The sequence below is a fragment of the Microbacterium sp. MYb62 genome (assembly GCF_002979475.1).
In the GTDB taxonomy this organism is placed as follows: Bacteria; Actinomycetota; Actinomycetes; order Actinomycetales; family Microbacteriaceae; genus Microbacterium.
Window position 1 is genome coordinate 47280 of sequence record NZ_PCOY01000005.1, and the last position, 13678, is coordinate 60957.

The 13678-nt window shown below is 69.6% G+C and carries 15 protein-coding genes; 6 read left to right on the forward strand and 9 right to left on the reverse strand.

The features are described from left to right. Positions 1–2: 2 nt before the first annotated feature. The 5 genes from sucC to CQ042_RS07540 form a co-directional block, all read right to left on the reverse strand. Positions 3–1169: an ADP-forming succinate--CoA ligase subunit beta gene (gene sucC / locus CQ042_RS07520; protein ID WP_105669866.1), complete on the reverse strand. Its 1167-nt coding sequence runs from the start codon at positions 1167–1169 to the stop codon at positions 3–5. Between the two features lie 139 nt (positions 1170–1308). Beyond that, positions 1309–2631 (reverse strand): hypothetical protein, encoded by a 1323-nt coding sequence (locus CQ042_RS07525; protein WP_181157489.1) that lies wholly within the window; start codon positions 2629–2631, stop codon positions 1309–1311. Next, on the reverse strand, positions 2624–3829 hold the full coding sequence (locus CQ042_RS07530; RefSeq protein WP_105669868.1) for a S8/S53 family peptidase: 1206 nt from the start codon (positions 3827–3829) through the stop codon (positions 2624–2626). The genes CQ042_RS07525 and CQ042_RS07530 overlap by 8 nt, the downstream gene beginning before the upstream one ends. After that, positions 3829–4257 carry a hypothetical protein gene (locus tag CQ042_RS07535; protein WP_105669869.1) on the reverse strand — a complete coding sequence of 143 codons (429 nt, stop codon included), beginning with the start codon at positions 4255–4257 and terminating at the stop codon, positions 3829–3831. Before CQ042_RS07535 ends, CQ042_RS07530 begins: the two co-directional genes overlap by 1 nt. Before the next feature lie 62 nt (positions 4258–4319). After that, positions 4320–4679: a DUF2510 domain-containing protein gene (locus CQ042_RS07540; RefSeq protein ID WP_105669870.1), complete on the reverse strand. Its 360-nt coding sequence runs from the start codon at positions 4677–4679 to the stop codon at positions 4320–4322. A gap of 60 nt (positions 4680–4739) precedes the next feature. Between CQ042_RS07540 and CQ042_RS07545 the strand changes: the two genes are divergently transcribed. After that, a complete protein-coding gene (locus tag CQ042_RS07545) occupies positions 4740–5399 on the forward strand; it encodes a TetR/AcrR family transcriptional regulator (protein ID WP_105669871.1) in 660 nt (219 codons plus the stop codon). A 78-nt stretch (positions 5400–5477) separates the two neighbouring features. Beyond that, positions 5478–6713 (forward strand): acyl-CoA dehydrogenase family protein, encoded by a 1236-nt coding sequence (locus CQ042_RS07550; RefSeq protein WP_105669872.1) that lies wholly within the window; start codon positions 5478–5480, stop codon positions 6711–6713. Between the two features lie 21 nt (positions 6714–6734). On the opposite strand, the gene CQ042_RS07555 is transcribed toward CQ042_RS07550, so the two are convergent. Further along, positions 6735–8027 carry an MFS transporter gene (locus CQ042_RS07555; protein WP_105669873.1) on the reverse strand — a complete coding sequence of 431 codons (1293 nt, stop codon included), beginning with the start codon at positions 8025–8027 and terminating at the stop codon, positions 6735–6737. Between the two features lie 54 nt (positions 8028–8081). Here CQ042_RS07555 and CQ042_RS07560 point away from each other — a divergent pair, with 54 nt between their 5' ends. Further along, on the forward strand, positions 8082–8882 hold the full coding sequence (locus CQ042_RS07560; RefSeq protein WP_105670013.1) for a helix-turn-helix transcriptional regulator: 801 nt from the start codon (positions 8082–8084) through the stop codon (positions 8880–8882). Positions 8883–8910: 28 nt separating this feature from the next. On the opposite strand, the gene CQ042_RS07565 is transcribed toward CQ042_RS07560, so the two are convergent. Continuing rightward, entirely contained in the window at positions 8911–9186 is a 276-nt protein-coding gene (locus CQ042_RS07565; RefSeq protein WP_181157490.1) for an N-acetyltransferase, read from the reverse strand. Between CQ042_RS07565 and CQ042_RS20420 the strand changes: the two genes are divergently transcribed. Next, positions 9179–9415 carry a hypothetical protein gene (locus CQ042_RS20420; protein ID WP_181157491.1) on the forward strand — a complete coding sequence of 79 codons (237 nt, stop codon included), beginning with the start codon at positions 9179–9181 and terminating at the stop codon, positions 9413–9415. The genes CQ042_RS07565 and CQ042_RS20420 overlap by 8 nt on opposite strands. A 20-nt stretch (positions 9416–9435) precedes the next feature. On the opposite strand, the gene CQ042_RS07575 is transcribed toward CQ042_RS20420, so the two are convergent. After that, positions 9436–9924, reverse strand: coding sequence for a hypothetical protein (locus tag CQ042_RS07575; RefSeq protein WP_105669876.1), 489 nt, complete (start codon positions 9922–9924; stop codon positions 9436–9438). A gap of 71 nt (positions 9925–9995) precedes the next feature. On the opposite strand from CQ042_RS07575, the gene CQ042_RS07580 reads away from it, so the two are divergent. After that, on the forward strand, positions 9996–11447 hold the full coding sequence (locus tag CQ042_RS07580; protein WP_105669877.1) for an NAD(P)/FAD-dependent oxidoreductase: 1452 nt from the start codon (positions 9996–9998) through the stop codon (positions 11445–11447). 45 nt (positions 11448–11492) lie between these two features. Beyond that, positions 11493–12536: an ATP-dependent DNA ligase gene (locus CQ042_RS07585; RefSeq protein ID WP_105669878.1), complete on the forward strand. Its 1044-nt coding sequence runs from the start codon at positions 11493–11495 to the stop codon at positions 12534–12536. 18 nt (positions 12537–12554) lie between these two features. Here the strand turns inward: CQ042_RS07585 and ligD are convergent, their stop codons facing one another. Further along, entirely contained in the window at positions 12555–13628 is a 1074-nt protein-coding gene (ligD, locus tag CQ042_RS07590) for a non-homologous end-joining DNA ligase (protein WP_105669879.1), read from the reverse strand. Positions 13629–13678: the final 50 nt, after the last annotated feature.

Consider the following 13678-nt stretch of genomic DNA (forward strand, 5'->3'; position numbering starts at 1 on the left):
TTTCAGGCGTTGGCGAGCTCGGCGGCCTTGTCGGCGCCCTCGTCCATCGTGGCGGCCAGGGTCACGAGCGGGTGCGCGTACTCGGCGAGGATCGCGCGACCCTCGTCGACGCGGTTGCCGTCGAGGCGCACGACGAGCGGCTTGGAGGCCGTGGCGCCCAGCGTCTCGAGGGCGCCCTTGATGCCGTTGGCGACGGCGTCGCACGCCGTGATGCCACCGAACACGTTGACGAACACGCTCTTGACCTGCGGGTCGCCGAGGATGACGTCGAGGCCGGCGGCCATGACCTCGGCCGAGGCGCCGCCGCCGATGTCGAGGAAGTTGGCCGGCTTGACACCGTTGTGGTTCTCGCCCGCGTAGGCGACCACGTCGAGCGTCGACATGACGAGCCCTGCGCCGTTGCCGATGATGCCGACCTCGCCGTCGAGCTTCACATAGTTGAGGCCCGACTCCTTGGCCTTGGCCTCGAGCGGGTCGGCTGCGTCCTTGTCCTCGAGCGCTTCGTGCTCGGGGTGACGGATCTCGGAGGCGTTGTCGTCGAGCGTGACCTTGCCGTCGAGCGCGATGATGTCGCCCTCTTCGGTGCGCACCAGCGGGTTGACCTCGACCAGCGTCGCATCCTCGCCCTTGTAGACGTCGAAGAGCTTGACGAACACGTCGGAGACCTTCTCGATGAGGTCTTCGGGGAAGTTCGCCGCGCGGGCGATCTCGACGGCCTTCGCCTTGTCGATGCCCGTGAGCGGGTTGACCTCGACGCGTGCGAGCGCCTCGGGGCGCTCGACGGCGAGCTCTTCGATCTCCATGCCGCCCTCGACCGAGCAGAGGCTCAGGTAGGAGCGGTTGGCGCGGTCGAGCAGCACGGAGAAGTAGAACTCCTCGGCGATGCGCGCACCCTGCGCGACCATGACGCGCTTGACGACGTGGCCCTTGATGTCGAGGCCGAGGATGGCCTTCGCTGCCTCGTACGCCTCGTCGGGGGTCTTGGCGACCTTGACGCCGCCCGCCTTTCCACGGCCGCCGGTCTTCACCTGAGCCTTGACGACGACCACTCCGCCGATCTTCTCGGCAGCCGCCCTCACCTCTTCAGGGGTGTCCGCGACGATGCCGGCGAGAACCGGCACTCCGTACTTTTCGAAAACGTCTCGTGCCTGGTACTCGTACAGATCCACTGTGGTTCCTTCACTGGGCTGCTGTCTGGTAATTCTCTCGATGTCGAGACATCGACCAGTCCCCCAGCCTACTACCCCGAACTGGGCGCTCCCGGCGGCCCAAGGGCCGCCGGGAGCGCACATCGGTATGGAGACGGGTTCAGCGAAGCGAGTCGCGGCTGCCCGCCTGGGCGGATCGCGAGCGGGGCGTGGCTTCCTCGTCGTCTTCGAGCTTCGGGGCGATCGGGCCGCCGAGACCGGAGCGCTCGCGGCGCTTCTCGTCGTCTCCGGCTGCTCCGCCCATCATGCCTGGCGCCATCGAGCGACCGCCCGCACCTGCGGTCGTCCCACCGGCGGCACCGGTCGCCGGGCCGGAAACAGCGCCCGCGGCTCCGAGCCCACCGGGTCCGGTCGCACCGCTCATCCCGAGCAGTCCGCGTCCAGCCGTGGCCGCACCCGCACCCGCACCGCTTCCGCCACCGCCGAACAGACCCGCGCCGCCCGCACCACTGAGCGACGCCGAGCGTGCACCCATGAGCGCTGCGGCTCCTGCTCCACCCACGACCGCTGCGCCGAGCGTGCCCGAACCACCGGATCCGCCGGCGAGCAGGCCTCCGCCGCCACCGCCGCCACCTCCGGGGTATCCGGGCAGGGTGCCGCCGTTCGGCGAGTCGACGCTGGGGTTGGAGCCGCCGTTGCCGCCCGAACCACCGTTTCCGTTGCCCCCTCCCGAGCCGCCGTTACCGCCACCAGAGCCGCCGTTGTCCCAGCCGCCGTCGCCACCGCCGCCGGGTACCCACGTGCCACCCGGCTGGGGTGCCACGCTGCCGACGCCGGTTCCGCCCTGCGGCGAGCCGCCCCCTGCAGAGGGCCCGTTGCTGCCGACGGGAGGGACGCGCGAGTCGATGCCCTCGACATCGATAACGGGCGGGGGGATCGAGCCGACATCGACCGCCCGCAGCTCGGGGCTGTCGAACGAGGTCGTCGCTCCCCTGACGAGCTCGCCACGGATTGCCTTCAGCGCGACCATGGCGGCATTCTCTCGCTCAGCGGCGAGCCTCGCCTCTTCCCGCGCGACAAGTTCGCCCGTGTCAGCCGCACCCCATCCGTCCGTAAGCCCCGACAGGTTGCGACCGGCGTCCGCGAGGAATCCTTCCGCTGACGCAGACGGGAGGTCGCGGAGCGCCGCTGCGGCACTCGCAGCCGTGGCGTGGGTCGACGCGTCGAGAGAACTCTTCAGCAGATTGAGCGTTGACTTGATCTGTGTGGTGTTCGACTCCATCCGCACGAGCAAGCCCTCGGCACCCTCAGCCGATTTTCCGCTCCAGCCGGGAATCTCGCGAACGGCCGCGAGCGCGCGACGCAGCTCGTCGACGGCTCTCAGTCTTTCCTCGAGCTGGGGATCGGCGAAGGTAGGCATCGAGGAGAGAGCGCGCAATTCGTCTTCGAACATGGTGGGTGTACATACATTGGGGTTATACATCTCGACGACCTCCGACTCTCTTCTTCCTCGATACCACCGCGGCGACCACCACGATCGCGATGACGACAACAGCTCCACCGCCGATGAGCCAGGGCACTGCCGATGGCTCTCCCCCTGGCGACGGAACGGGGACCTCCGTCGGATCGGGCGCGGCGTAGACCTCGTCCGATGACGGTGACTGATCCTCCTTGAAGAGGGGATTCTCATCCGGATACTGGGTCGGGTCCTCCGCGATGAGCCTTGTGGCGTTCACGACGCCGTGACCTAGGCTGCTGGACCACTCGAGCTCGTGCGGCTCAGACCCGGTGTTCCGGATCAATGACTGCAGCAACTGCGACGAGGATGCATCCGGCCACTTGTCCTTCGCCAACGCGAGCAAGCCGGCGACGACCGGGGTCGATGCGGAAGTACCGGACCATGCCGACATGCCCCACGTGCCGTCCCAGCCCAGGCCCGCTACGTCGATGCCTGGCGCGACGACGTCGACGTCCGCGTTGGTCAGGCCCGAACCGTCGCGCTGCGTCGCCGGCTGCGCGGCTCCGTCGACGGCGGCGACGTTGACCACCCCGTTGACCGTCATGAGCTCGGGGATCGAGGTCGAATCGCTGTTCGGCAGCGCCGTCACGATCATGACCCCCGCGCGAAGTGCGGCCGCGACGCTGTCGACGGTACCTTCGGAGAGTTCGTCGGCGAGTCGCCCGTACCCGCCGGACATCGAGACGATATCTGCCCCCTGCGCGACGGCGTCGTCAAGCGCGGCGGCGATGCTCTTGACCTCGCATGACTCCTGGAGGACCCCGTAGTAAAGCACTCGGCTTCCGGGCGCCAGGCCGACCGGACCGGTTCCACTAGCGGAAGTCCCATTGCCCACTATCAGTGAGGTCGCGGATGTACCGTGCTTCGATGCTTCGACGGCGGAGGTCGCTAGCGGGTCAGGGCATCCATCGATCGGTCGCACCTCGATGTCCGCATCTTGCAGCGTGGGGATGTCCGCATTCAACGCCCCATCGAACACCGCCACCGTGACACCCTCACCGTTGATCCCGGCATCGTGGATCGCCGGGATCCTCATCGCATCGAGGTACCAGAGCGGTCCTTCGGTGCTGAAATCGTCGGCAGCGGCGGCGGACGAGAGACCCGACCCTCCGAGCAGCAGCGCCGCGGTGAACAGCGCCACCGGCCACCGGCGGAGCCGCATCAGTACCCGCCCGACTTGCTACCGCCGTCATCGGTCGAGGAATCCTCGCCCGACGGATCCACGACCGGAGCAGCGGAAGTCGATGTGCCGGCCTCCAGCTGAGCCGTCGTCGTGAGCGAGGGGTCGTCCACGACCTGCGCAATCTGGGACAGCGTGGAGGAGAGGTTCTCTTCGGACTGCTGCTTCTCCTCCACGGTCGACTTGAGAGCGTCACGGAACGCCGCGACGTCTGCGGTGAGCTGACCGATCATCCGCTCGATCTCAGCCGTGAAGCCCGATGCGGAGTCGAGGTAGCTGGCTGTGGTGTTCGTCCGCAGCCCGTCGATCTCCGTGCCGCGCGACCCCACTCCGGCTGCTTCGATGCTCTTGACGAGCGTGTGGATATTCTCGAGCATCTGCTCGAAATCAGCACCGATCTGGGCTGCCATGATCTTCCCCTCCGTCAGGACGCCAGCGCGCCCCGCCCTCCGGCGACCCAGGATAGTCGACATCACCGACGGTGAGGAGTCCGCCCCCTCAGACCACGTGCGGGAAGGGCGACCAGTCGGAGCTGCCACCTGGTCACGAGCGGGACGACCACCAGAGCAGCACCCGTGGCGACGATCACGGGACGCACCGTGACCACCGGGAGCGAACCCCACAGGGCGATGAGGATCGCGCCCGCCAGGACGACGACGAGAACCATCTCCGTCACGACAAGCTGTCGGCGCACCGAAGCACTCTCCGCTGCCAGGGTCGTCTCCCGACCCCGCACTTCGATGCGAGGAGTCCACTGCGCGCCGTCCCACCAGCGCAGGGTGCCGCGTCGTCGCGTCTCGTACCATCCGGCGCCAGCCCCGTCATCGCTCACACTCCTCAGTATGACGGCGGCGCATCGGCGCTACCGCCAGCCGAGGTCTAGGCTTTCGCCATGCACGAATCCGCAGAACTGCGCACCGGCGTCGTCGCCGCAGCGCTCGAACTCTTCAGCGCCCAGGGGTTCGATCAGACGTCGGTGGAGCAGATCGCCAAGGCGGCCGGCGTCTCCCGATCCACCTTCTTCCGCCAGTTCGGAGGCAAGGAGGACGTGGTCTTCGCAGACCACGAGGTGCTCCTGGAGCAGCTCAGAGAGTTCCTCGACGAGGGCCATGACGACCCGTGGGGCGCGGTGTGTGCGGCATCCGAGTCGGTCTTCGCCCACTTCGCACACGACCCGGAGCTCGCCAGGCGCCGCTACCAGATCGTGCGCCAGGTGCCGGTGCTGCGCGAGCGCGAGATCATCACGGTGTTCCGCTACGAGCGGCTGTTCGACGATTACCTGCGCGGCGCCCTCCCCGGCGTCGATCCTCTGGATGCCGTCGGTTTCGCCGCTCTCGTGACGGCGGTGCACAACCACGTGCTGCGACAGCTGCTGCGCGGCCGCAAGAAGGTGCCGCTGGCGACGCTGCAGAATGCGCTGGCCGATGTGCGGCGCCGCTACGGCGTCGCCGGAGATGCCGTCACCGCCCCGGACGACATGGTCGTCGCGGTGTTCCCGCGCTCCATGCCGATCGCCGAGGTCAGTCGCCGGCTGCAGTCCCAGCTCGACTAGCCGCACGAGCTCGACCCGCTGCGGGGTCGTGGAACCGAGTATCGAGGAGTACGATACTTGGTGCCACGAAGGAGCCCCATGAGCACTGCAGCCTCCCCCTTCCCCGGCGAGCGCGTCTCGTCGTACGACATCACCGGACGTCAGGACAGCGACTACTACGCCGTCTTCGCCGACATCCCCGCCGCCGACCGTGAGGCGTGGGACCGCGCGAAGTCCTACGTCGACGAGGTCGCCCCGCAGATGGCTGACGCCTGGGATCGTGCGGAGTACCCGCTCGAGGCCGCGCGCCGAATGGGCGAGATGGACCTCGTCGTCGACGGCATCCAGCACCCGTCACTCACGAGCCTGTCGCCGCTGGCTGCGGGCCTGGTGAACATGGAGATCTCCCGTGGCGACGGCTCGCTGGGCACCATCCTCGCGGTACAGGGCGGACTCGCGTTGCGTTCCCTTGCCCTGTTCGGCTCCCCCGCACAGCAGGAGCGCTGGCTCACTGCTCTCGCCGACGGCTCGGTGCTCGGGTCGTTCGCTCTGACCGAACCCGACCACGGCTCCGACTCCGTCTCGCTGGAGACCGTGGCTCGCCGCGACGGCGACGAGTGGGTCATCCGCGGGACGAAGAAGTGGATCGGCAACGGCGCCTCCGGCGGCATCACGTTCGTCTGGGCCCGCATCGACGACGAGGGCGCCGCCGAGCACGGCGCCGTGCGGTGCTTCCTCGTGGAGCAGGACACCCCCGGCTACACCGGAAGCGTGATCCGCGGCAAGGCCTCGCTGCGAGCGATCCACCAGGCGCACATCGTGCTGGACGACGTACGAGTGCCCCTCGACGCCGTGCTGCCGGGGACGAAGAGCTTCAAGGACGCCTCGACCGTGCTCTACGCGACCCGCTCCGGTGTCGCATGGTCGGCGCTCGGACACGCGACCGCCTGCTACGAGGCGGCACTGGCGTATGCGACCCAGCGGGTGCAGTTCGGCAAGCCCCTCGCGAAGTTCCAGATGGTGCAGGAGCGCCTCACCCACATGCTCGAAGACCTCACCGCCATGCAGCTGTACTGCCGGCGGATGGCAGACCTCGAGACAGCGGGTCAGCTGCGTCCGACCCAGGCGTCGCTCGCGAAGTTCCACAACACGCGTGCCGCGCGTCGGATCGCCTCGACCGCCCGCGACCTGCTTGGCGGAAACGGGATCCTGCTCGAGAACGGCGTGATGCAGCACATGGCCGACATCGAGGCCATCCACACCTACGAGGGCACCGAGAGCGTGCAGGCACTGCTGCTCGGGCGCGACATCACCGGGATGAGCGCGTTCGCCTGAGGCAGGATCCTCGGGTCCGACTCACCGGCGCCGGGCGCTCACGTGGCGCTCTCGGCTCGCCGCCGCTCCGGCGACCGCCTGCACCGCGAGGAGCAGGATGAGCGCCACCACCGGCACGACCCACCCGCCGACAGCGGCGTGCAGGATGCCGAGACCGATCGGACCGAAGCCGGCCAACAGATAGCCGATCCCCTGCGCCATCGTCGACAGGTGCGCCGTGTGCCTCGCGTCCGGCGCGCGGAGCACGATGTACGTCAGCGACAGCGAGATGGCAGCCCCCTGCCCGAGACCGAGCAGGGTCATCCACAGCCACGGGGCGGCTCCGCCCGGCGCGACGAGAAGGCCGATCAGCCCCGCGGCGCAGAGCAGCGCGGAGACCACGACGGGGAGCCACGTGGGCCGCATGCGGCGCATCATCGTCGGCACGAGGAGGGCCGCCGCGATCCCGGGAAAACTGGAGTACGACAGCAGCAACCCGGCATCGGACACCGAGACGCCGGCGTCCTGCAGGATGGTCGGAATCCAGGTGAGGGCCGCGTAGTAGCTCAGGCTCTGCAACCCCATGAAGCCCGTGACCGCCCAGGCGACGGGATCGCGCAGCAGCGCCGACATCCGCGGCTCGTCCCGTGGCTCCACGATCGCGTCGACGGGCGCACCGGGCGCGCCGGCGACCGTCGGCGAATCGGCGACCGTGCGCATCGCTCGCGGAAGCCAGATCACCAACGCGAGCACGGCGGGAATCGCCCAGATCGCCATCGCGCCGCGCCATGAACCATCGAGCGCGGTCATGAACGGCACCGTGAGGGCCGCGGCCGCCGCCGCGCCGAGGAACAGCGCCGTGGAGTACAGCCCCATCATCAGCCCGAGGCGGTGTGCGAAGTCCTGCTTGATGACGGCGGGCATGCACACGTTGGCCACCGCGATGCCCGCACCGACCAGCACCGTGCCCCCGAAGAGCGCCTCGGGCGACGGAAGCAGGCGGATGCCGATACCGACCGCCACGACGACCATCGTCAGCGCCAGCAGCCGGTGCAATCCGATCCAGCGTGTCAGCGTCGGAGTGAGGAACGCGAACGCCCCGAAGGCGAACACGGGGATCGTCGTCAGGAGCCCTGCCGCCGCCGCGGGCATGCCGAGGTCGTGCTCGATCGCGGGCAGCACCGGGCCGACCGATGCGACCCCCATGCGGAGGTTCAGGACGATCATCAGCAGACCGATACCCACGTAGACGCCGGTGAGGACGCCGCCGCGACGGACGGACGGTGCGGTCGCGGGGGTCGGGGCGGTGTCGAACGGTTCCTGCATCGTGGTCATGCATAAAGTCCAGCACCCCTCACACCTGACAGGAAACACGTAAACTGCATGGTGATGTCGAATACTCGCCAATCCCCTCGACTCGTCGATTCGAACCTCGTCGACTTCGGCGCCCTCGCCACCCTGCCGATGGAGGGCGCCTACCGCTTCGCGCACGCCGAGACGTCGCCGCGTCACGCCCATCCGCTCGGGCACCTGGTGCACGCGGCATCCGGAGTGCTCTCCCTGCTCACCGACGACGGCGCCTGGATCGCGCCCTCGACACGCATGGCGTGGGTGCCGGCGGGCGCCGAGCACCGTCATCGCGCGCACGGGCGCACGGATATGCGCATCATCCACCTGACCGATGAGCTCGCCGCGCTGCTCCCGACCGCCCCTGCCGTGCTCGTCGCGACACCGCTCGCCCGCGAGGCCGTGCTGGCGATGACGTCCGACCGCACACGCAGCGACGGAGCCCTGGACCACCTGCGCCGCGTCATCGTCGACGAAGTCGTGACCGCGCCCGAGCAGCCGCTGCACCTGCCCGAGCCCCACGATCCGCGCCTGCGCCACGCCGCCCGCATCGTCGAGGACGACCTCGCCCTGCCTGTGACGCTCGGCGAGCTCAGTGTGCGCACCGGCACCGCCGAACGGACGCTGAGCCGACTCTTCCCGCAGGAGACCGGCATGGGGTACCGGCAGTGGCGCCTCCAGCTGCGCGTGCACCGGGCGCTCGTGCTGCTCGCCGACGGCGCCTCTGTGACCGACACGGCCGCCGCATGCGGGTGGGCCACGACCAGTCAGTTCATCGAACAGTTCACACCGCTCGTCGGGATGACTCCCGGTCGGTATCGCCTGTCGCAGGTCCCAGGGTGACACGACGGGCACATCGGATGCGGTCCCCTCAGACCGGGCGCACCATGCACACGAGACGCTCGCGATCGTCCCAGGAGGGCACGCGCTCGAAGCCCCTCGATTCGTACAGACGCATGGGGCCACCCCGCCAGTCCCACACCGACAGCCGGACCTGCGCGACGCCGAGGGCGGCCGCGTCGTGGAGGGCGGCGTCCAGCAGCGCCGATCCCACCCCGCGTCCGCGCACCTCGGGCTCCGTCCACAGTCGCTTGATCTCCGCCACGTCGTCGCTCACGGAGAGCACCACGACCCCGACGATGCGCACCCCGAGCTGCGCCCCGCACGCGGTGCTCGGCATACGCCGTGGCCGGGTCGTCAACCTCACGGAGGTAGCGCTCGGGAAGCGGCACGGCAGGATCGAGCTCGGCTCCGTGCTCCTGCACGCCTTTCTCGGCCTCGGTCTGCGTCAGGTAGGTGCGCACTGCCGCACCGACCTCGAGCGCATCGGGCCCCGCGAGGTCGGCGAGCCGGATCAACGGCCGGTCGGCCTCTGACCGCGCCTCGGCGCTCACCGTCAGTTGCAGCCGCAGCCGCCGGCCGGAGTCTTCACCATGAAGCACACGTCGCACACTCCGTAGTCGCGCTCCTCGACCGGCTTCGGCGCCTTCGCAGTGCGAGGCGCGGACACCCTCGGAGTCGTCGTGCGCTTCGCGGCGCGCGGCGGGGTGATCGGGAGGAGCTCGGTCGGGTGGCTGACGTAGAAGTACGGCGCCCGCCCTTCGCTCGGCTGCAGACGCAAGGCGACCGCGCCGACGACGACACGCTCGTCTTCGGTGAAACCGTTGGTGTAGGTGCGCCCGATGTGCAGGGGCGCCCCTTCGCCGCGGCGGATCGCTTCGATGTAGCGACCGCGGTCGATCAACGAACTGATCCCGATGCCGTCGACGATGGCTTTGATGAACGCGTGGTTCGACGGATCGATGCGGTGCGCGCGCAACGCTTCCGAGAGCGAACGGTATGGACGGGAGGTGCCTGCGGGGGTCGGCCCCTGTGCTTCTTTCATTTGTTCCAGGATCGCACGCTCAGAGGGGTACGGCCGACCGTTTTCCCTCGCGCCCGTGACAAACTGACCTCATGGCTCAGGCGACGATCATCGGATCCGGCCCGAACGGGCTCGCCGCGGCGGTGACGCTCGCGCGCGCCGGCTACGAAGTGCGGGTGCTCGAAGGCGCCGACACGATCGGCGGCGGTGTGCGCACCCGGGAGTCCACGCTTCCGGGATTCCGGCACGATGTCTGCTCCGCGGTACACCCTGCCGCCCTCTCCTCGCCGTTCTTCCAGGCGTTCGGCCTCGATCAGCGTCTCGAGTGGATCCGCCCCGAAGCCTCCTACGCGCATCCTCTCGACGACGGACGCGCCGCGATCGCCTGGCGGGACATCGACCGCACGGCGGCCGAGCTCGGGATCGACGGACCCGCCTGGATATCTCGGCTGCGCCCCCTGAGCAGCCACATCGACGGCGTCGTCGACTTCACGGGCAATCAGCTGCTGCGCATCCCGCGCGACCCGGTGACCGCCGTGCGCTACGCGATCCGGATGCTGGACCAGGGCACTCCCCTGGCCGCCGTCGCCTTCCGCACGGAGGAGGCCGCGGCCCTGATCTCCGGCGTCGTCGCGCACGCGAACTCGCCGCAGCCCTCCCTCGCGGGCGCCGCAGCCGGACTGCTGCTCGCCGCGCTCGGTCACGCCGGCGGCTGGCCCTACCCTCGCGGCGGTGCTCAACGGATCGCCGACGCGATGGTCGCGGACATCGAGGAGCACGGCGGCACGATCGAGGCGAGCACTCCGGTCGCCGACCTCGCTGCGCTGGACTGGGGCGACCCGCGGCGGGGTGACCTGCTGCTGCTGAACACCTCGCCCCGGCTCGCGCTCACGCACCCCGACGTCCCGGCGGGCTACGCACGGGCGCTCCGCTCCTACCGATACGGTCCGGGAGCGGCGAAGGTCGACTTCGCCCTGGACGGGCCGATCCCGTGGACGAATCCCGATGTCGCCACGACACCGACGGTGCACCTCGGCGGCACTCGTGCCGAGGTCTGGGCGAGCGAGAACGCCGTCGCCGCCGGGCACGTGAGCGCACGGCCCTACGTGCTCGCGGTGCAGCCCTCGGTGCTCGACGAATCCCGTGCTCCGAACGGCAAGGCCGTGCTCTGGGGGTACATCCATGTGCCCCCGGGATCGGACCTCGACCCGACCGAGCTCATCACAGCCCAGGTGGAGCGCTACGCCCCGGGATTCCGCGACCTCATCCTGGCGCACCATGCCGTGCCGGCGTCGTCCAGGGAGGCGCTCGACCCGAACGAGATCGGCGGCGACATCTCCGGCGGGGTGTTCGACATCCGCCAGGCGCTGCGGCGCCCTGTGCTCTCTCCCACCCCGTGGCGCACGCCGATGCGCGGCGTGTACCTGGCTTCGGCCTCGACTCCGCCCGGGCCCTCGGTCAACGGCATGGCCGGCTGGCATGCCGCCCGCACCGCGCTGCTCGACGCGGGGGAACCTGCGACCCTGTCCGACCTGTTCGCCTGACCGACGCCCCTTCCGTCACGGTTCCGCTGCGGCCAGGATGGGAGCATGCGCTACGACATCCCCGCGCCGATGCTCGCCAAGGCGGTCTCCGCGGTCCCCGATCCGGCGAAGACTCCCGGCGGGCTCCTGTACGAGCCGAAGTGGGACGGCTTCCGCGGCCTCATCGCCTGGGACGGCGAGACCGTGGAGATCGGGTCCCGAGGAGCGAAACCCCTCACCCGGTACTTCCCCGAGCTGGTCGACGCGATTCCCGACCTGCTGCCGGGGCCGTGTCTGCTCGACGGCGAGATCGTCGTCGCCACCGGCCCGCACGGGTCGCAGCGCCTGGACTGGGAGGCGCTGAGCCAGCGCATCCATCCCGCCGCCTCACGTGTCGCGAAGCTCGCGGTCGAGACGCCGGCGATGTTCATCGCGTTCGACCTGCTCGCCTTCGGAGAGGACGACCTGCTCACACAGTCCTTCGAGACGCGACGGGCGCGCCTGGAGACGCTCATGGACGCCGTCGAGCACCCCCTGCACATCACGCGCACGACCCGCGATCGCGAAGCCGCCGTCCGCTGGCTCGAGGAGTTCGAAGGGGCGGGACTCGACGGCGTCGTCGCGAAGCCCCTCGATCAGCCGTACGCGCCGGGCAAGCGTGCGCTGTTCAAGATCAAGCACGCCCGCACGGCGGATGTGGTCGCGCTCGGATACCGCATCCACAAGTCGGGATCGGGAGTCGGCTCCCTCCTGGTCGGACTGTACGGCGACGACGGGGTGCTGCGCCAGGTCGGAGGGGTGGCGGCATGGAGCGACGTCCGCCGACAGGAGCTTGTCGAGGAGCTCGCCCCGTTGGTGGAGCGCGACGAGTCCGGCGACGTCGTGACCGCGGAGGGCGAGCGGTCGCGGTTCAGCGGCTCGAAGGACGTGTCGTTCGTGCGTCTGCGCCCCGAGCGGGTGCTCGAGGTGCGCTACGACCAGCTCGAGGGCGCCCGCTTCCGACACACCGTGCAGTTCGAGCGGTGGCGACCGGACCGCGATGCTCGCTCCTGCACCTACGACCAGTTGGACACCGTCGCGGGATACGACCTCGCCGACGTCCTGAGCTGAGCAGGCCGGCGGGCGCGGTCAGTCCTTCGCGACCGGAGTGCCATCCTCGTCCCAGTGGGCCGCGACCTTCTTGCTGGGCTGCACACGGGGCGGTTCCCCCGGCATCTTGGGGAATTCCGGAGGGAACGGCAGCTCCCCCAGCCCGTTCTCCTTGTCACGCTCCCACCATGCGAGCAGCGTGTCGATGCGTCCCGGCGCGTCCGGCATCGCGGACCATGGATCGCCGACCTCCTCCAGACGCTTCGGGATGCTGCGCACCGTGAACGACCTCGGGTCCAGTCCGTCGAGCTCGTCCCACGTGACCGGCGTCGACACGGTCGCTCCGGGAAGCGCGCGAGGGCTGTAGGCGCCGGCCATCGTGCGGTCGCGGTTGGCCTGGTTGAAGTCGACGAAGATCCGCTCTCCGCGCTCCTCCTTCCACCAGTTCGTCGTGACGTGCTCCGGCATCCGGCGCTCCAGCTCGCGTCCCGCGGCGATCACGGCATGCCGCACGTCGAGGAACTCGTGGGTCGGCTCGATCGGGGCGAACACGTGCAGGCCGCGGTTGCCGCTGGTCTTCGCGAACGCCTCGAGTCCCGCCTCGCGCAGCACCTCGCGCAGCGTGTGGGCGGCCGTCACGGCATCCGCGAAGTCCGTGCCGGGCTGCGGGTCGAGATCGATGCGCAGTTCGACGGGGTTGTCGGGGTCGGTGGCCAGCGATGCCCACGGGTGGAAGACGATCGTGTTCATCTGCACCGCCCAGACGATCGCGCTCGCGCGGTTCAGCACGATCTGGGGATGCTGTCGCCCGCTGTTGTACGTCACCGTCACGGCATCGACGAAGTCGGGAGTGCCCTTGGGCGGGTTCTTCGAGAAGAAACCCTCCGCCCGCGCGCCGTCTGCGGGCCCGATACCGTCGCGGAAGCGTTCGAGCGAGACCGGGCGGTTGCCGTTGGCCGCGAGGAAGGGCCCCGCGACGAGCTCGACATACTCGGCCAGCTCTGCCTTCGTGATGCCGAGATCCGGCCACACCACACGGTTGGGGCTGGAGAGCGCGACCTCGCGCTCTCCATCGGAATCGGCGACGGTCAGGGTCACGCGTTCTGAGGCCATGCTCCGACCCTAGAGCGCCGCCCCGACGGACGGAACCCCGCGCACCCCAA